Source organism: Williamsia sp. Y712 (assembly GCF_059445525.1).
Genome location: NZ_JCAIUN010000001.1, coordinates 981982 through 999734, shown reverse-complemented (window position 1 = coordinate 999734; position 17753 = coordinate 981982). Strand labels below are relative to the sequence as shown.

Annotated in this window: 18 protein-coding genes; 12 read left to right on the top strand and 6 right to left on the bottom strand. The window is 63.9% G+C overall.

Annotation, left to right across the window (positions count from 1 at the left end; genetic code table 11):
• Positions 1 to 69: 69 nt before the first annotated feature.
• Positions 70 to 873 (bottom strand): DUF72 domain-containing protein, encoded by an 804-nt coding sequence (locus tag AC1D75_RS04895; protein ID WP_495514164.1) that lies wholly within the window; start codon positions 871 to 873, stop codon positions 70 to 72.
• 45 nt (positions 874 to 918) lie between these two features.
• Between AC1D75_RS04895 and AC1D75_RS04890 the strand changes: the two genes are divergently transcribed.
• Positions 919 to 1395 carry a nucleoside deaminase gene (locus AC1D75_RS04890; RefSeq protein ID WP_495514163.1) on the top strand — a complete coding sequence of 159 codons (477 nt, stop codon included), beginning with the start codon at positions 919 to 921 and terminating at the stop codon, positions 1393 to 1395.
• A gap of 56 nt (positions 1396 to 1451) precedes the next feature.
• The gene (locus tag AC1D75_RS04885) at positions 1452 to 2489 is read left to right on the top strand and encodes a sigma-70 family RNA polymerase sigma factor (RefSeq protein WP_495514162.1); all 1038 of its coding nucleotides are present in this window, start codon (positions 1452 to 1454) and stop codon (positions 2487 to 2489) included.
• On the opposite strand, the gene AC1D75_RS04880 is transcribed toward AC1D75_RS04885, so the two are convergent.
• Complete coding sequence (locus AC1D75_RS04880; protein WP_495514161.1) at positions 2468 to 2872, bottom strand: VOC family protein; 405 nt, start codon at positions 2870 to 2872, stop codon at positions 2468 to 2470. The two genes, AC1D75_RS04885 and AC1D75_RS04880, sit on opposite strands and share 22 nt — an antisense overlap.
• Positions 2873 to 3023: 151 nt before the next feature.
• Here AC1D75_RS04880 and AC1D75_RS04875 point away from each other — a divergent pair, with 151 nt between their 5' ends.
• The 3 genes from AC1D75_RS04875 (at position 3024) to AC1D75_RS04865 (ending at position 5697) form a co-directional block, all read left to right on the top strand.
• On the top strand, positions 3024 to 4289 hold the full coding sequence (locus AC1D75_RS04875) for a sensor histidine kinase (protein ID WP_495514160.1): 1266 nt from the start codon (positions 3024 to 3026) through the stop codon (positions 4287 to 4289).
• On the top strand, positions 4277 to 4960 hold the full coding sequence (locus AC1D75_RS04870) for a response regulator (RefSeq protein WP_495514159.1): 684 nt from the start codon (positions 4277 to 4279) through the stop codon (positions 4958 to 4960). The genes AC1D75_RS04875 and AC1D75_RS04870 overlap by 13 nt, the downstream gene beginning before the upstream one ends.
• 77 nt (positions 4961 to 5037) lie before the next feature.
• A complete protein-coding gene (locus tag AC1D75_RS04865) occupies positions 5038 to 5697 on the top strand; it encodes an NADPH-dependent F420 reductase (RefSeq protein ID WP_495514158.1) in 660 nt (219 codons plus the stop codon).
• 85 nt (positions 5698 to 5782) lie between these two features.
• Here AC1D75_RS04865 and AC1D75_RS04860 read toward each other — a convergent pair whose 3' ends face one another.
• Positions 5783 to 6397: a TetR/AcrR family transcriptional regulator gene (locus tag AC1D75_RS04860; protein ID WP_495514157.1), complete on the bottom strand. Its 615-nt coding sequence runs from the start codon at positions 6395 to 6397 to the stop codon at positions 5783 to 5785.
• 215 nt (positions 6398 to 6612) lie between these two features.
• On the opposite strand from AC1D75_RS04860, the gene AC1D75_RS04855 reads away from it, so the two are divergent.
• From AC1D75_RS04855 to atzF, 5 genes are read left to right on the top strand one after another with little or no spacing between them, the layout of a single operon-like run.
• Positions 6613 to 8175, top strand: coding sequence for an amino acid permease (locus AC1D75_RS04855; protein WP_495514156.1), 1563 nt, complete (start codon positions 6613 to 6615; stop codon positions 8173 to 8175).
• A gap of 39 nt (positions 8176 to 8214) precedes the next feature.
• The gene (locus AC1D75_RS04850) at positions 8215 to 9075 is read left to right on the top strand and encodes an urea amidolyase associated protein UAAP1 (protein WP_495514155.1); all 861 of its coding nucleotides are present in this window, start codon (positions 8215 to 8217) and stop codon (positions 9073 to 9075) included.
• Positions 9075 to 9764, top strand: a complete 690-nt coding sequence (locus AC1D75_RS04845; protein ID WP_495514154.1) for an urea amidolyase associated protein UAAP2 — start codon at positions 9075 to 9077, stop codon at positions 9762 to 9764. The genes AC1D75_RS04850 and AC1D75_RS04845 overlap by 1 nt, the downstream gene beginning before the upstream one ends.
• A 4-nt stretch (positions 9765 to 9768) precedes the next feature.
• Positions 9769 to 11772 carry a 5-oxoprolinase/urea amidolyase family protein gene (locus AC1D75_RS04840; protein WP_495514153.1) on the top strand — a complete coding sequence of 668 codons (2004 nt, stop codon included), beginning with the start codon at positions 9769 to 9771 and terminating at the stop codon, positions 11770 to 11772.
• Positions 11769 to 13430, top strand: coding sequence for an allophanate hydrolase (gene atzF / locus AC1D75_RS04835; RefSeq protein ID WP_495514152.1), 1662 nt, complete (start codon positions 11769 to 11771; stop codon positions 13428 to 13430). Before AC1D75_RS04840 ends, atzF begins: the two co-directional genes overlap by 4 nt.
• Before the next feature lie 262 nt (positions 13431 to 13692).
• Here atzF and AC1D75_RS04830 read toward each other — a convergent pair whose 3' ends face one another.
• The 3 genes from AC1D75_RS04830 to AC1D75_RS04820 all read right to left on the bottom strand — a co-directional run bounded on the left by AC1D75_RS04830 (position 13693) and on the right by AC1D75_RS04820 (position 15292).
• Positions 13693 to 13998, bottom strand: coding sequence for an antibiotic biosynthesis monooxygenase family protein (locus AC1D75_RS04830; protein ID WP_495514151.1), 306 nt, complete (start codon positions 13996 to 13998; stop codon positions 13693 to 13695).
• A 150-nt stretch (positions 13999 to 14148) separates the two neighbouring features.
• Complete coding sequence (locus AC1D75_RS04825) at positions 14149 to 14304, bottom strand: hypothetical protein (RefSeq protein ID WP_495514150.1); 156 nt, start codon at positions 14302 to 14304, stop codon at positions 14149 to 14151.
• A gap of 85 nt (positions 14305 to 14389) precedes the next feature.
• Positions 14390 to 15292, bottom strand: a complete 903-nt coding sequence (locus AC1D75_RS04820; protein WP_495514149.1) for a TIGR03621 family F420-dependent LLM class oxidoreductase — start codon at positions 15290 to 15292, stop codon at positions 14390 to 14392.
• A 140-nt stretch (positions 15293 to 15432) separates the two neighbouring features.
• Between AC1D75_RS04820 and AC1D75_RS04815 the strand changes: the two genes are divergently transcribed.
• Together AC1D75_RS04815 and AC1D75_RS04810 are read left to right on the top strand one after the other, a co-directional pair.
• Positions 15433 to 16149: a phosphotransferase gene (locus AC1D75_RS04815; protein WP_495515984.1), complete on the top strand. Its 717-nt coding sequence runs from the start codon at positions 15433 to 15435 to the stop codon at positions 16147 to 16149.
• A gap of 127 nt (positions 16150 to 16276) precedes the next feature.
• Positions 16277 to 17557: an HNH endonuclease signature motif containing protein gene (locus AC1D75_RS04810; protein WP_495514148.1), complete on the top strand. Its 1281-nt coding sequence runs from the start codon at positions 16277 to 16279 to the stop codon at positions 17555 to 17557.
• Positions 17558 to 17753: the final 196 nt, after the last annotated feature.

Genomic DNA, 17753 nt, shown 5'->3' with positions numbered 1-17753 from the left:
ACCGACATCCTGAAAAAATTGGCGCCGTTCACAAACCGAGTGCGCTGACCGACAACGCTACCCGGTGCCTCACCCGAGCCGGTCGAGCAGTGCCCGCGCGTCGTGGGGTGCGCGCACCTTGGCGTCGTTGTCGAAATAGACGTAGACGTCACTGCCTGCCGCACGTTCCCGAAAACGCGACGCCCACCGGTCGAGGGCATCGTCGGTGTATCCACTGGTGTACAACTCGTGCTCACCGTGCAGCCGGGCGTACACGAAGTCCGCGGTCACCTCGTCGATCACCGGGAACTTGCCCGCCGAATCCGCCAAGACCAGTGCGATGTTCTTCTCCCGCAACAGTTCTGGAACCGCAGGGGTGTCGAAGCTCGGGTGCCGAACCTCCATCGCGTGCCGCAACGCGCGATCGGCATCGGTTGTCGTCCAGGCGCGTCCGTCGACCTTGTCGCTATGGCCCTGCGACATCGTCGCGGCCTCCGCGGTGGTCCGGGGCAACAGATCGGCAAACGCGGCGATCACCTCCGGGTCGAACGGCAGATTCGGGGGCAGTTGCCAGAGCACCGGTCCGAGCTTGGGTCCCAACGCCAGGACGCCCGAGGCCAGAAACGTCGCAAGTGGTTGATCGACATCGACAAGGCGCTTCATATGCGTGATGAATCGGGGCCCCTTCACCGCGAACACGAAGTCGTCGGGAACCTGCTGCGCCCATTTCTGATAGCTCGTTGGGCGTTGTAACGAGTAGAAGGAACCGTTGATCTCGACCGAATTCAAGGTGCGGGAGAGGTACTCGAGTTCACGACGCTGCGCCAGGCCCGGCGGGTAGAACTCACCGCGCCAAGGCGGATACACCCACCCGGAAGTCCCTACTCGAATCACCCCTCAACCACTACACCAATGGCCACACCCGGCACACTGATATCCATGAGCGATATCGACGACCACCTGTTGCGCCGCGCTGTTGCGGTGGCCCGACTCTCCCGTGAATCCGGGAATCACCCATTTGGTGCATTGCTGGCCACCAGCACGGGAGAAGTTGTCTTCGAAGCACAGAACACGGTGGAAACCGGACGGGACGCCACCGGACATGCGGAAACCAATCTCGCCCGGATGGCTTCTGGCCGGTTCACGCCCGCCGAACTCGCCACGATGACCATGTACACCTCGGCCGAGCCCTGTGCGATGTGCTCGGGAGCGGTCTATTGGGCCGGGATCGGCACCGTCGTCTACGCCCTGTCGGAGGCCGACCTGGCCACCATCACCGGGGCCGATGAGCACAATCCGACGATGGCGCTGCCCTGTCGCGAGGTCTTTGCGGCCGGCCAGCGTCCCACGGCGGTGCACGGTCCGATCCCGATGCCCGAGGCCGCCGAAATACATGAAGGATTCTGGAACAACTGACCGATCGTGCCCTTTTGGGCTGTTCGGTGTCCGACTGCTCCCGTAATCTGTGCCACATGACTGTTGAGACGTCAGCGGACTCCGACTTTCTGGAAGTCACCGAACCGTTCCGTCGTGAGTTGCTGGCGCATTGCTATCGGATGATGGGCTCGCACCACGACGCCGAGGACCTGCTCCAGGAGACCTTCATCCGGGCCTGGCGTGGGTACTCCAACTTCGACGGCCGCGCCTCGGTCCGCACCTGGCTCTACAAGATCGCCACCAACACCTGCCTGACCGCGTTGGGTTCCAAGCAGCGTCGGCCATTGCCATCCGGCCTCGGTGGTGATTCGTACGATCCAGAGGCTCCTCTACTGCAAGACAACGAGGTGCCCTGGCTCGAGCCGTTCGCCGACTCCGATGAGACGCTCTCCGAGACCGCGGACCCGGCCACCATCGTCGGGGCCCGCGAATCGATTCGACTCGCTTTCATCGCCGCGCTCCAGCATCTGCCCGAGCGCCAGCGGGCCGTGTTGATCCTGCGTGATGTGTTGCAGTGGCGGGCGGCAGAGGTCGCCGAAACCCTCGACCTGACCACCGCAACGGTCAACAGTCTCCTGCAGCGGGCGCGAGCCCAGCTCAAAGAGGTGTCACCCGAACGCGATTCCATCACCGAACCCGATGACCAGGCGCAACGGGAAATGCTGCAGAAGTGGGTCGAGGCCTTCGAGACCTACAACATCGACGCCATCGTGGCACTCTTCACCGACAAGGCGATCTGGGAGATGCCGCCCTTCACCGGTTGGTACCAGGGCCCGGCTGTCATCGGCAGGCTCATCGAACACAACTGCCCGGCCGAGAAAGCCGACGACATGGTGCTCCTCCCCACCACCGCCAATGGCCAGCCTGCTTTCGGGCTGTACATGCGCGATCCAGAGGACGGCGTACATCGCCCTTTTCAGCTACAGGTTCTCGACATCACCCGGGGCGGTGTCGCGCATGTCGTGGTTTTCTTCTCTCAAACGATGGTCGAAGACTTTGCCCGGTTCGGGTTGCCGGCCACCGCATCACCGACAACCCGGACGGCTGACACTCAGCCCTCGATCGCCGATTGATCCATCCAGCTGACCTCCCACACGTGACCGTCCAGGTCGAGGAAGCTGCGGCCGTACATGAAGCCGTGATCCTGCGGGTCCATCCAGGCTGAACCTCCGGTCGCGAGTGCCTTGTCGGCCAAGGCGTCAACGGCTTCGCGCGATTCGGCAGAGACCGCGATCAACACCTCACGATCCTTGCTCGTGTCGCTGATCCCACCGGTGATGAAGTCCTCGAACCGGGCCGGGGTCAAGAACATCACAAAGGTCAGGTCGTTGATGATCAAACACAGCGTGTTCTCGTCGCAGAACGTGTCGTTGAACTCGAATCCCAGCCCGGCGAAAAACGTTCGGGTCGCAGGGATGTCGGTGGCCGTGGTGTTCAGGAACATCATGCGGGACATTGGCGGGTACTCCGTATCTGGGTGTTCTGGTCGACAATTCTGAAAGTGCAGACCCTTACCCGTCCGAAAAGTAATCGCGGGCACCGCTTCGCGGCGACTGTTCAGACTTTCGCCTGATGCGTCGCCGAGCGTGACCGTAGAACATCGAGAGATGAGTCGCGCCGATGCACCACCGGAGATCAACGGCTGGGAAAGCCTGCCCGCACGTCCGGCATGGGTGCCCGGTGCAGTGCGCGAAACCCTCGAGGCCGACCCTCATCCGCTGATGGGTCGGCGCACCAACCGCGACATCACGATCGATGTGATCATGGTGCTACTCGCCGCGGGGATCGGCAGTCTCACCATTGGTGGTCGTGTCGAAAATTGGGGTCCGCTCCTCCTTGCCGACATCGCTGTCGGTCTACTCGGCTGCATCGCCTTGGCCTGGCGCCGTCGGTGGCCAGTCGCGATCGCACTGATCCTCACCATCGCATCCGGGTTTGCCACGTTCATCACCGGACCTGCGTTCCTGGCCCTCTTCTCGCTCGCTGTGCACCGACCGTTGCGCTATTCCCTGGCGATCGGCGCACTTGGCATCGGTGCCGCGATGTCGAACTATGCTCTGTACCCCGATGCCGAGCAGGACTCCTGGCCCGTGGTCCTGGCGTTCTCGGTGTTGCTCACTGTCGCGGCGCTCGGCTGGGGAACGATGGTGCGCAATCGTCGTCAGCTGCTCATCTCGCTCGCCGAACTCGCCCGCAACGTCGAGTCCGAGCAACGCGAGCGGATCGCACACGCCCGCGCCACCGAACGTGAACGTTTGGCCAGGGAGATGCACGACGTGCTCGCGCATCGGATGAGTCTGCTATCGGTTCACGCGGGCGCACTCGAGTTTCGGCCAGACGCCTCGCCGGATGAGATCAGCCGCGCCGCCGGTGTGATCCGCGCCGGAGTCCATCAGATGCTGGTCGATCTGCGGGATGTGATCGGCATGCTCCGCGAGGAGACCGACGACGATCTCGCCGCGCCGACCAGGGCCCTGGCCACGATCGGCGAGCTCTTCGACGAGGCAGAACTGGCCGGAAGTCCGGTGAAGGCGACCGTCGACATAGCGGATGTGGACATGGTGCCCGGTGTGGTGAGTCGCGCTGCCTACCGCATCGTCCAGGAAGGTCTGACGAATGCCCGCAAGCATGCCGGAGCCGTGCCGGTGACCGTGCGGATCGGTGGGTCACCCGGGTTCGGGCTGACGGTCACCATCTCGCAGCCGCTGAACGCGGACCTGCACCCGCATCCATCGATCCCGGGGACCGGGTCGGGGCTGGTCGGCTTGAATGAACGCGTGACATTGGCCGGGGGGACGCTCGGGCACAGCATCATCGACCGGAACTTCGTGCTGACTGCACGGCTGCCCTGGGAGGAAGAATGCCCGAGGTGATCGACGGGTTGGACACGGACATCCGGCTCCTGTTGATCGACGACGAGTGGCTGGTTCGTGCGGGACTGCGGACGATGCTGACCGGTCAGCCCGACATCACGATCGTCGGTGAGGCCGCAGACGGAGTCGGTGTGACCGAGCTCGTCCGCGAGACCGCCGCGACCTTGGTCCTCATGGACATCCGGATGCCAAAGGTCAACGGGCTCGATGCCACCGCGGCACTGCGCGCACTGCCCCGCCCTCCGCACGTCATCATGCTGACCACCTTCAGCGCCGACGATCTGGTGCTGCGGTCGCTACGGGCCGGCGCCAGTGGATTCCTGTTGAAGGACACTCCACCGCGCGATGTGATCGCGGCACTGCGCAAAGTGGCCGCAGGCGAGCCGATATTCTCGCCCGCAATCACCCGAAAACTGATCCAGCGCTATACCCAGCACGACACGCGGAACAGACGGGGCACCCGACAGTTCGACCAGTTGACGGCCGGAGAACAACGGGTGGCGATCGCTGTGGCCCGCGGTATGTCCAACGCCGAGATCGCCGCCGACCTGCACGTTTCCGTCGCCACCGTCAAGACACACATCTCCCACATTCTCGAGAAACTCGGATTCAACAACCGAGTTCAGATCGCACTACTCGTGCACGACGCAATGCCCGACCAGGTGCTGTAGCGCCGGTAGTAGTGGAATGATCCGGCGACCGGACGGGTTGAACCATCGCGAATCGTCTATCAACGCAAGGAGCAGCTGTGAAAATCGGGATCATCGGTGCAGGTTTCATCGGCGGAACGCTGACACGTCGCCTGACGCAGTTGGGTCACGAGGTGCGCGTCGCCAATTCGCGGGATCCGCAGACCCTTGCCGAACTGGCCGCCGAAACCGGTGCTGAAGCGGTATGGGCGAAGGACGCCGCCCAGGACGCAGATCTGGTGATCGTCAGTATTCCCCAGAAGAACACACCCGACCTGGCACCGGGAATCGTGGCGAACCGCAAACCCGGAGCGCCGGTGATCGAGACCAACAACTATTACCCACAGCAACGCGATGGGAAAATCGCTGCCATCGAAGACGGAACCCCTGAAAGCGTGTGGGTCTCGGAGGTTCTGAAGGAGCCCGTCATCAAGGTCTTCAACGGCATCTACTGGAAGCACCTGTTGGAGAAGGGGACCCCGCCCGGAACGAAGGGCCGGATCGCACTACCCATCGCCGGTGATGACGCCGAGGCCAAGAAGATCGTGTCGGCCATCGTCGACGAACTCGGTTTCAATCCGGTCGACGCCGGATCCTTGGCGCAGTCGTGGCGCCAGCAGCCCGGAACCCCGGTGTACGGCAAAGATTTCGACGCCGAAGCCACCAAAGAAGCACTCGCGCAGGCAACCCCGGAACGCACGGCCGACTGGCGCGCCTGATCCCACAAAAGCACACCGTTCGGTCAAGGCACACATTCCAACGTGTGCTTTTGACCGAACGGTGTGCTTTTGTCGACTCGCGGTACTAGGTGAGGACCGGCTCGACGCTCTCGACGAGCACCGTCACCAAGTCCTCGAGAGAATCCGCCCCCAGCGCGCCGACCATCTCGTCGGACCGCATGCTGATCACCGACTCGACGAGCCGGAACGGCAAGTGCCTACGAGGATCGGTCTGGTTGCCAAGCACCTCGCCGGCCAGTTGGGCGTAAATCCGCGCCAAGTCGCTTCGGGCACTGCGGAACTCGGCGAACCGCTCAGTCCGCAGCTCTGGCAACAGGTAGAGCGCACCGAGGTTCCAGCGCGAGCGGGCAAGTTGTCCGGCATCGAAGCGGGCCAACTGCTGCAGCCGATCCAGCGCTGATCCGTCGGCATCGAGTAGTACCGTCGCCTGTTCGAGCGGCGCGAGCACAGTGTCCTGCAGGAGCGCCTCGAGGATGTCGTCCTTGGTCTTGAAGTGATGGTAGAGCGAAGCCTGCCGGATTCCGACCGCCTCGGCGATCATGCGGGTGGACGTACCCGAGTACCCGCGCGTCGTGAAGAACTCAGCTGCGGCGTCGAGGATCTCATCGCGGGCGGTTGCCCCACGGCGGCGCTGTTCCACCAACCTCGGGCGCCCCGGCCCTGCCGCAATCTGACTCACAAGCACTTACCCTACTGTCGCCCGGGCTCTTTCGGACAGCACGAATCACCAGCGTAAGCCCCCTACCTGCAGCTCAGTGTGGTTTGCGAAACCTAATTGTTTCACGTGGTAGCACCCCGGTAACAAACCTGTCACCCGACAGAAATCGCTTCACGATTATCTATCACTCGACAGGTTCATCGGGCTCCAGCGCCCACGACCAGGAAGACCCCGCCATGACCGCAACAGCGCAACCACCCTCGGCGCCGACAACCGGGAGTGCCTCGCAGATCGGCGACTCCGACGATCTCTCTGCCTTCGGTTACACCCAACAGTTGCACCGGTCATTGGGGACCTTCGCATCCTTCGCGGCAGGATTCTCGTTCGTATCGATCCTGACGACGATCTTCCAACTCTTCGGCCTCGGCTTCTCCTTCGGTGGGCCGGCATTCTTCTGGACGTGGCCCATCGTCTACGTCGGCCAGTTCCTTGTCGCACTCTGTTTTGCCGAAATCGCTGCCAGATACCCGATTTCCGGTGCCATCTACCAGTGGGCGCGGCGCATGGGCGGTGAGGTCATCGGATGGTTCGGTGGCTGGTTCATGATGCTCGCGCAGATCGTCACCGCTTCTGCCGCGGCGATCGCGTTGCAGGTGGTCATGCCGTCGATCTGGGAAGGTTTCCAGATCATCGGCGACGACTCCGCCCTGACCAGCACCAGCGGAGCGTCCAACGCGGTCCTGCTTGGGTCGATCCTGCTCGTGGTCACGACCTTCATCAACTGCATCGGCGTCAACTGGATGAGCCGTATCAACAGCATCGGCGTCACCTGCGAGATCATCGGCGTGATCGCGGTGATCCTGGCGTTGTTCACCCACGCCGAGCGTGGCCCCGACGTCGTCTTCGACACCGGCATCCCCGGCGAACAGCCCGGCTACATCTGGGCGTTCATCGTCTCCGGCCTGATGGCCGCCTACGTGATGGTCGGATTCGGTTCCGCCGGCGAACTCGCCGAAGAAACCAAGAACCCGCGCCGCGTCGCTCCACGCACCATCCGCCTGGCACTGACCGTGTCGGCGATCGGCGGCGGCCTGATGTTGCTCGGCGCCCTGATGGCCGCACCCAGCCTGGGCGAAGAACTCGCCGTCGGCGGTCTCCCCTACGTCCTCGACTCGGTCCTCGGATCGTTCTGGGGCAAGGTCCTGCTCTGCGATGTGGTGATCGCGATCTTCATCTGCACCTTGGCAATTCAGACCGCATGCTCACGACTGATGTTCTCGATGGCACGCGACGACCGGCTGCCGGCCTCCAAGATCCTGTCGCATGTGAACCCGAAGACCGGAACCCCGATCGCACCGTCGATCCTGATCGGAGTCCTGTGCATCGGCGTACTGGTGGTCAACGTCGGCAACTCCGCCATCTTCGCGACCCTGGCCAGCGTCTGCATCATCCTGATCTACCTCGCCTACCTGTCCGTCACCGGTCCGATGCTCTGGCGCCGCATCAAGGGCTGGCCCGGCGAAGACGTGCCCGTGGATTCCGAGGGCAAGAAGCTGTTCACGTTGGGACGGTTCGGGATTCCGATCAACATCTTGGCTGTCGTCTACGGGTTCCTGATGGTGATCAACCTCGCCTGGCCCCGGGAAGAGATCTTCGATCCGGCCGGTGACATGCCGATCCTGAAGTGGGCAGGCCCGATCTGCATCGTGGTCACGATCATCGTCGGTATCGCCTGCTTCCCGCACGGCAAGAAGCATCCGATGCCGGTCCCGGCGCCGTCAGCTGCAGCTTCCAAGTAGCAGAACATCCAATTCACCTACTGCACAAGGATATTCACCATGACCACAACCGGAGCCACCACCGGAACCACGTCAGGCGCCCGCGAGCATGCCCGCGCTCAGGCCCGGGCCATCACCGACTCCATGCCGGTTGTTCCCGCGTCGGCCTGGCCGGCGATCCCGGACCAGATCGCACCGCAGGATATGACGTGGGCCGAGACCATCCCCGGCGGGCGTTACAGCGTCAAGGTACTGGCACGGGGTACACGGCTGCGACTGCGCGACGTGACCGGTACCGGATGTGCGCATCTGTTGCTGTGGCGTTCCGACGCCCCGTGGGAGCGACTCAATGTCGCCGACACGGTAAAGGTGCCGTGGCAGGCGTACCTCGGCACCGGCCATCCCTTGCTCAGTGATCAGGGTCGGGCTCTGGCCACCATCGTCGAGGACACCTCGGGCCACCACGACGCCCTGTGCGGCACCACCACGTTGACGACCAATACCGAGAAATACGGTGCCGGAGAGGTCCATTCGCACTCCCCCGCCGGCCGGGAGCTGTTCACGCTGGCCGCGGCCAAACAGGGACTCACCCCCACCGACGTGGTGCCATCGATCTCCTTCTTCCACAGTGTTGTGGTCGAGGCCGATGGTTCGCTCACGTCCAAAGGTTCTGCCGGGCAGGACAAGTACGTCGATCTCCTGCTCCATCTGCCCTGCACCGTTGCCATTGTCAACACCGCCCACCCCCTCGACCCGTCCGTCACGTTCGACGTCGGGCCCGTGGAGGTGCTGGCCTGGAAGGCGCCCGCCGACCTCGACGCCGCCGTGGCCGGGCTCGATGACACCGACCCCGAATACCAGCGTGCGGTCCTCAACTCCGAAGACGCCTGGAACGCCGCCCACTTCGAAAGGACCATCTGATGTCCACCACCGCAACAGCTTCCGCCGCCACGACGTCGGCCGCAGAGCTGGCACTGGTCACCGGCGAGGTGATCTTCGACCACGTGATCGGAGATCGCGCACCCTGGTCGGGCGTCGTGGCAGCAGGCGACGTGCTGACCATCGTGGACCTGCACGGCAATCAGGCCGTCGACACCCTGTTCTACGGTGCCGACGATCACGCGGTCAGATACTCCGCCCAGGCGACGATCGCCGCGCAGGGCAACCTCTTCCTGACCACCGGCAGCGTCATCAGGGATCATGAAGGGGCCCCGATGATGACGATCGTGGCGGATGAGGTCGGCAATCACGACACGGTTGGCGGCGCCTGTTCACAAGAATCGAACACGCTGCGGTACGGGCACCACACCAAACATCAGCACGCCTGCGTCGAGAACTTCCTCATCGGCGGTGCGCCACACGGTTTGGGCAAGGCCGACCTGGTCGGCAACATCAACTTCTTCATGAATGTGCCGGTCGACGCCGATGGTTCGCTCGGCATCGTCGACGGATTGTCCGCGCCGGGACGACGACTGGCCCTCCGCGCCGAGATCGACACCCTCGTCCTGATCTCCAACTGCCCGCAGATCAACAACCCGTGCAACGGATTCGACCCCACCGCAGTCCGGGTCATCGTGACCCGGCCGGCCGCAGTTTCGAAGGGCGCCTGAAGCAATGTCGACGATCTCGGTGCTGCGGGCGGGTCCGCAGACCACCATCCAGGATTGGCCCGGACGTATCCGGCACTGGCAGGTCGGTGTCCCACCGTCGGGACCGATGGACGACCTGTCCTTCCGCCTCGCCAACGTCGCGGTCGGAAACCCCGAGGGCGCAGCAGGACTCGAATGCACGCTGATGGGTCCGCGGCTGACCTTCGCCGAGGACACCGTCGTCGCGGTGACCGGCGCACCGGTGGTTGTCACCGTGGGTTCGACCCCGGTGCCGCAGTGGGCCCCGATCCCGGTCAAGGCAGGCGAGGTCCTCGACATCGGTGCGGCCGGGCCGGTCGGGATGAGGGTCTATCTGGCCGTCGCAGGCGGTGTGGAGGCGCAGGAGTATCTGGGGAGCCGTTCCACGTTCACTCTCGGCAAGTTCGGCGGAAAAGACGGCCGTCCACTGATCGAGGGCGATACGCTCACCTGCGCCGGCGCCGATCTGGTCAGTGCACCCCGGCGCATCCTGAACGAGGAAAAGCCGGCCCTCACCGACAACTGGCATCTCGCGGTGACCGTCGGCCCGCACAGCGCACCCGAGTTCTTCACCGTCGAAGACATCGAAGACCTCTACAACACGCCCTACGAAGTCCATTTCAACTCCGATCGGACCGGCGTCCGACTCATCGGACCACAGCCCCGCTGGGCGCGGACCGATGGCGGCGAGGCCGGACTGCATCCCTCGAACATCCACGACAACGCCTACTCCGTCGGCGCCCTCGACTTCACCGGCGACACCCCGATCCTGCTCGGCCCCGACGGCCCCAGCCTCGGCGGATTCGTCTGCCCGGTCACCATCACCACCGCCGATCGCTGGAAGATGGGCCAACTCAAGCCGGGCAACACCGTGCGCTTCGTCCCCGTCCGTTCGGCCGAGACCGCCAGCCCGGCCGACCTCGGTTCGGCCCGCCGCTCCGACATCAGCATCGTCTTGTCATCCGGCGGCGACCTCGACAACGGTGTCCTGGGCTCCACCATGACCGCCGACGGCAGCACCCTGGTCACCTACCGGCGCAGCGGCGACGACAACATCCTGGTCGAGTACGGCGAGATGACCCTCGACCTGGCACTGCGCGCACGGGTGCACGCGCTCGCGCAACGGATCGACGCGGACCGGCCGGCCGGACTGATCGACCTCACCCCGGGCATCCGATCGCTACAGGTCAAAGTCGATCCGACCAAGTTGCGGCAGTCGGTTCTTCTGGACTGGCTGATCGAGTGCGAGGCCCAGCTTCCGGCCGCATCGGAGTTGGTGGTCCCGAGCCGGACCGTCCATCTGCCCCTTTCGTGGGATGACCCGGCAACACGGGAAGCCATCGAGCGCTACATGCTCGGGGTCCGTTCTGATGCCCCGTGGTGCCCGTGGAACATCGAGTTCATCCGGCGTATGAACGGACTGGGTTCTGTCGACGACGTGCACCGCATCGTCTTCGACGCCGAGTACCTCGTGCTCGGGCTCGGCGATGTGTATCTCGGTGCCCCGGTTGCGGTGCCACTGGATCCCCGCCACCGGCTGGTCACCACCAAGTACAACCCGGCACGCACGTGGACACCGGAGAACGCGGTCGGGATCGGTGGCGCCTATATGTGCATCTACGGCATGGAGGGACCAGGCGGCTACCAGTTCGTCGGACGCACCACCCAGGTGTGGAATCATCGACATCCTCTGGAGGCAGCGGGATTCGACCCCGAGCACCCGTGGTTGCTGCGCTTCTTCGACAAGATCAGGTGGTATCCGGTGAGTGCGGACGAACTGCTCGACCTACGGGCCGACACCGCGGCCGGACGCGGCCGGGTGGAGATCGAGCATGGAACGTTCTCGCTCGCCGAACACCAGAAGTATCTCGACGAGAACGCCGACGACATCGCCGCCGAGCGAACAGCGATGGAGATCGCCCGAAACGAAGAACGTCGACGCTGGTCCGACAGTGGCGAGTTCGCCATCAAAACAGGAAGGGTGGCATGAGCCGCATCACCGAGATCTACGCCGCCATCGCCGCGGCAGATCGCCCCGAAGTCTTCATCACACTGCGCGATGAAGCCGACGTAACCCGGGAACACACCGCATCTTTGGCCGCCGGAGGTCCGCTTGCCGGTGTTGTCCTGGCAGTGAAAGACAACGTGGATGTGGCCGGGCTCCCGACCACCGCCGCCTGCCCGGGATACGAGTACCTGCCCGACGTCGACGCCGATGCGGTCGCCGCGCTCAAGGCAGCAGGCGCGGTCGTCATCGGCAAGACCAACCTCGACCAGTTCGCGACCGGCCTTGTCGGCACCCGCAGCCCCTATGGTGCGGTGCGGGATTCGCGCCGCGACGATCGGATCTCCGGCGGTTCCAGTTCCGGATCCTCCGTCGCAGTCGCACTGGGTTTCGCCGACATCGCAATCGGCACCGACACAGCCGGATCCGGCCGCGTGCCTGCCGGATTGCAGGGCATCGTCGGCATCAAGCCGACACTGGGCGTGGTCAGCACCACCGGCGTCGTGCCTGCGTGTGCGAGCTATGACTGTGTCACCATCCTGGCCGCCGACCTCGATCTCGCCAACCTGGCGATGGGCGTGATGTCCGACGTCGGAACATGGCCCGCCAACACGAATTTCGCGGCGAGTGAGGGACCTGTGGTTGCGGTTCCGGACACACTGCCCGCATTGGACGAACGCTGGCAGGCCGCCTTCGAAGCGGCCGTTGAACAGGCCGAGGCTGCGGGTATCACGGTCAAGCGCATCAGCATCGACGACTTCCTCGCCGCCGCCAAGCTCCTGTACGAGGGCGCTCTGGTGGCTGAACGGTATGACGCAGTCGGCGAGTTCATCTCGGCCGCCGAGGATTCGGATGGCCTCGATCCCACGGTGGCCGGGATCATCAGTAGTGCCGATCGCTTCAAGGCGACTGAACTACTCGCCGACCGGCGGCGGGTCGAGGACCTTCGCGTCCGCGCACTCGAGGCACTCGGCAACGCCGCGGCTCTGCTGGTTCCGACCGCCCCGATGCATCCGACGCTGGCGCAGGTGGCGGCCGATCCGATCGGGGTGAACGCGACAATGGGCACGTACACCAACTTCTGCAACCTGTTCGACATGTGCGCCGTGGCGGTCCCCGCCGGAGAAGTTGTCGAATCCGATGGCAGTACAGCCCAGTTCGGGATCACCGTGATCGGTCGCGCATACGACGACGCCGTTGCACTCGACATCGCCGGGCGTATCGGCAGCAGCCTGCCTGCCACCGGTCCGTCATGGCCGGAGCGGGCGGGCGCCGACGTCGCCGAGGTGTTTGTTGTCGGGGCTCATCTTCGTGGGCAGCCACTGGATCGGCAGCTGACCAGGCGCGGCGCCCGGTGGTCGGGTGAGGCCGCCACCGCACCGGACTATCGCCTGGTCGCACTCGATACACAACCTGCCAAGCCCGGACTGGTGCGAGACAGCGAACACGGGAAGTCCATCCGCGGCGAACTCTGGACTCTGTCACCGGCGGCCCTCGGCGAGTTCCTCGCAGAGCTGCCGGCACCGATGACACTGGGACCGGTCGAACTGTCCGATGGTCGTTGGACCGTCGGCTTCGGCTGTAGCCACGACTCGGTGGCCGACGCCGAACCACTCACCGCGACACACTGGCTGGAGCGGTAGCTCTCGGACCTGCCACCGGTCTGTCAATGACGGAGGCGATGCCGTCGAGGTCGATGCGGCCGATGACTGGACGACGAACTGCCGGTCGGTGCGGCAATCGAACTGGCGCCGGCAGAACTGCGCGAACTCGAGCGTGGCATGCAAGCGCCGTGCCCACGATCATCGACCGTGCACCGGAAGAGTTCGACAACGTCGACTTGTCGAACCGGTGGCACGTCCGAGCCCGAGCACCGTCAGCCGGGCGGCACCGTCAGTTCGCCGCTTACGTGGACACCACGCTGGTGCGCTCGTAATGCTTCATCTCCTCGATGTCGCCGATGTAGGCCCGAATGTGCCCGAGGAACTGTCGAAACAGGGAACTGGAGCGGAAGCCGCCCAGATGGTCCTCCACGGACGTCCATTCGATCCGCAAGATGTAGCGCTCTGGTTCCTCCACGCCGTTGCACAGCTCCCACCCGAGGCACTGGGGAGCGGCGGCCAGCTGTTCGGCGGCCGCGGCATAGTCCTTCTCGAACTCGTCGCGGCGCTGCGGATCTTCGATCCGGTAGCGGATGTACTCGACTGTCATTTCGTCTCCTGCCATCATGTGTGGAACGCAGGTAAGCGCCACCTGATCGGCCAGCGGCGATCGGTCGACGGCATGACCGCCTCCCTCTCGGGCACCGACCGTCTACTGCTGGTGACCATTAACCTAGCCGCTTTCGTTTCGTTCGGCGTTTTACGGTTCGCGCCCCAGGTAGCGCAGCAGTTCATCGGTAGCGGTGTCGCCCGGTTCGGAGGCCACGACAGTAGCGAAGGTGCCCCACTGGCGCAGCGGTTCCACCAAACTCTGTGCGACGACGAGTAAGTGAGCGGCCAGTTCGTCGTTCAGCACAGCCCGGCGAGTTGCTCGGCCGATCGGGGCAGGACAGCAGTGGCTTGTGCCGACCACGACGACGGTCTGCTCGCCTGGCGCCTGACTAATTTCTTCGGCGAGGCGGCGTCCGATCCGGGTGCGCGTTTGACTGGTCGCCTCGCAATTCCGAGATGACCCGCCCGTACGCCTGCATATCGGCGGCGGGCGGGTCGATCGGCGTGATGTAGCTGACCCCGAACCTGTCCCTCAGTTCCCGGATACGCGCAACGACCTCACTGTGGCTGCCGTGCAATCCGTTTGGCAGCGCCAGGAGTTCGGCGTCGGTATCCTTCGGCCGATGGCTGCGAAGGACGTCGAGGTCGGGGTCACGATCGATGGCGAGATCAAAAATGATCAGATTGATCTCCAATTGGTCAAACCGGCTGCCTGCCTTGGATCGAACGAACTCGACCCGTTCGGCCAGCGCCTCGTCGTCGGCGACTGCGGCGATGGCAACGATGTTGGCATGCTCCGCCGCGAGGGTGAGGACCTTGTCCCCCGTCCCGGCGATCATGATCGGCGGCGGAGTCTGCACCGACGGAGGCTCATGGTCAGCGCGGCCGAGGAGGTCCTTGAGTGCCAACACCGTCTCCCGCAAGTGCTGCACGCGCTGCCCAGGTGTACCGAAAGGTATTCCAGCAGCTGCGAACTCACTCTCCACATAGCCCGCACCGAGCCCGATCTCGAACCGTCCACCACTGAGTTGATCAACACTGGCGATGTCCCGGGCCAACAATGCCGGGCGATAGAACCCGGCATTGAGCACAAACGTGCCGACCCGGACGCCGGGCGCGGCCGCCGCTGCGGCGGCCAGCATGGGGAAGGGCGCCCCGAGTTCCAGGTGGTCTGGCAACAAGATGACATCGACGCCACATCGTTCGGCATCACGCACCTGTGCCAGAAAATCATCCACGCTGCCACGACCCAGCAGATTGACACCGAAACGGAAGTCACGCGTTGTGGCCATGAAGTCCACCATATCGAAGGATCCCACGTCCGATGCGGAAGATGCCGCCTGGGCAATGGAGACATTCTGCGCCGCGGGGGTTCTCGAGACCTCGAACAGTTTCCACATATGCTCATGGGGTGACGTCAGCGGTTCCCGATATGCCCATTCCTGAGGTGCTCGCCAGATTTGTCGCGGTGGACGAGCCCGTCGAAGCCGTGTGGATGAACGGTGTCGGCGGAGTGACATACCGCTTGGGAACCGGTCCGGCGACCCGCTATTTCAAGTGGCAGCCCCCACATGCGGAGGTGTCGTTGGAACGCGAAGTGCGCAAGCTGACTTGGACGAATCCGCACACCCTATCGCCTCGCGTCATCGCAGCCGGTCAGTCCGAGCAGGCGGAATGGCTTCTCACCCAAGCTCTCCCCGGGAGCAGCGCTGTGTCGCCGCGCTGGCTCGCCCGACCCGATGTTGCAGTCCGGGCCGTCGGGCGTGGTTTACGGGAGCTCCATGACCGTTTGCCGGTCGAGCAGTGCCCATGGCAATGGGATCCATCATCACGCATCGCCGACGCGGCCTCCAGGAACATTCACGTGGACCAAGTTCTGCATGACCCGCCTACGGTCGATCATCTCGTCGTCTGCCACGGGGATGCATGCTGCCCCAACACCATCCTCACCGACGCCGGGGAGCTCTCTGGTCACGTCGACTTCGGTTCCCTTGGCATCGGCGATCGTTGGGCAGATATCGCAGTTGCCGCCATGAGCACCCGATGGAACTACGGGCCCGGCTGGGAGCATGAATTGGTCAGCGCGTACGGACTCCCCGTTGATCACGTTCGGTTGGACTACTACCAACGGCTGTGGAACGCCACCTGACACTTGTCAGACCCCCTCGATAGACTATCTCGTCGCGAACCTGAGTATCGCGAAACATATTGCAGCCCAACTTGATTAATTCGTTCGAAAGCTTGTGCGAACGGAATCTGCGTCGTATTGTTGATCCATGGACCTCGGGGGAATGTTCGCCAGGTTGTCAGATCTGGCAGGGGATGCGGCTTTGGTCGCCGGTGATGATGCGCAGGTATCTTCACGAACGGTGGCAGTTATTCGACTCAATCATGTTGTGGAGCAGATACTTTTCCGTTTGGTCGGCGAGGTCGATGAGCGCCGGATCGCACAGAAGAATCGTGTGGGGTCCACAGCCAAGCTACTGCGGGACGCAGGTGTCGCGCCGGCGGTCGCGCACCGGTACGTGCGAGTGGGTAAGGCGCTCAGTGACATTCCGTCGATTGCCGACTATGGAATCGACGGACAACTATCTGGTGAGCATGTGGATTCGATTGTGAAGGGGCTACATCATATTGCGCGTCGCAATCCAGAACTCCCGGCTACGGACCGGTCTGACTGTGAGCGTGGACTGCTGACCGAAGCGTTGATGGGGACGCCGGCGGCGGTGTCGCTACGGGCACGGCATATGGCGTTGATGTTATCGCCGCCTGACAAGGAGATCCCGGACGCCGAAAACCATGATTTGAACGAGTTGTCATTCGGGACCGGTGATGACGGCCGCACCCACGGCACCCTGGACTTGGATAGTTTGCTCGGCGAAAAGCTGGCGGTGGCACTCGATCCACTGTGCAGGCCTGTACCCGAACCCGACGGCTCGCCGGATCCGCGGAGCACAGGCCAAATCCGGGCTGATGCTCTGGAACGATTGCTGGATTCGTATTTCGATCAGGAAGACCGACCTACCCGCGGCGGGGCAAAACCACATGTGACGGTGACAGTCTCGCCGGAATATCTGCAACAGCTGCAGCTGCGGGGTATCCCGGGTCCTACGCCGCCGGCCATGGCGCCGAAGTTCGAATGGACCGGCCCCGCCTCAGCACCCACCGCCCAGATGGTGGCCTGTGATTCGGTGATCACCAAGATTCTACTGGACAGTGAGTCGGTGCCGCTCAATGTCGGACGCGACCAACGCACCGTCACCCCCGCGATCCGCAAAGCGTTGATCGCCCGCGATCAGGGGTGCGCTTTCCCTGGATGTGGCTGCGCCCCGGTGTACACCGATGCCCATCACATCGACTTCTGGCGCAACGGCGGCACCACCAGCCTGACCAACATGGTCCTACTCTGCCGGCGCCATCATCGCTACATCCACCACCACGGGTGGACCGTGTTCCCGGGTCGCGACGGCCATCCCTGGTTCATCGCACCCGGCACCACCACCGAACTACGATCCCACGCCCGCCGCACACTGACCACCGACCTCGCCGCCGCATAAGAGGGCGGGACACCAATCCGCAAGACCGAGCAACACAGGCTGAACCCTGTGTACTGCATGACCTTTGAGAACTGAATAGTGAACCCCCGGGGCCATCAGATCCCGGCCCGGCCTGGCAAACGCGCACTGGCGCGATTCTCACCAGGCCGGCCGGGACATGGTGGTACAGCTCCGCATGACAGCGCAGTGGTCGACC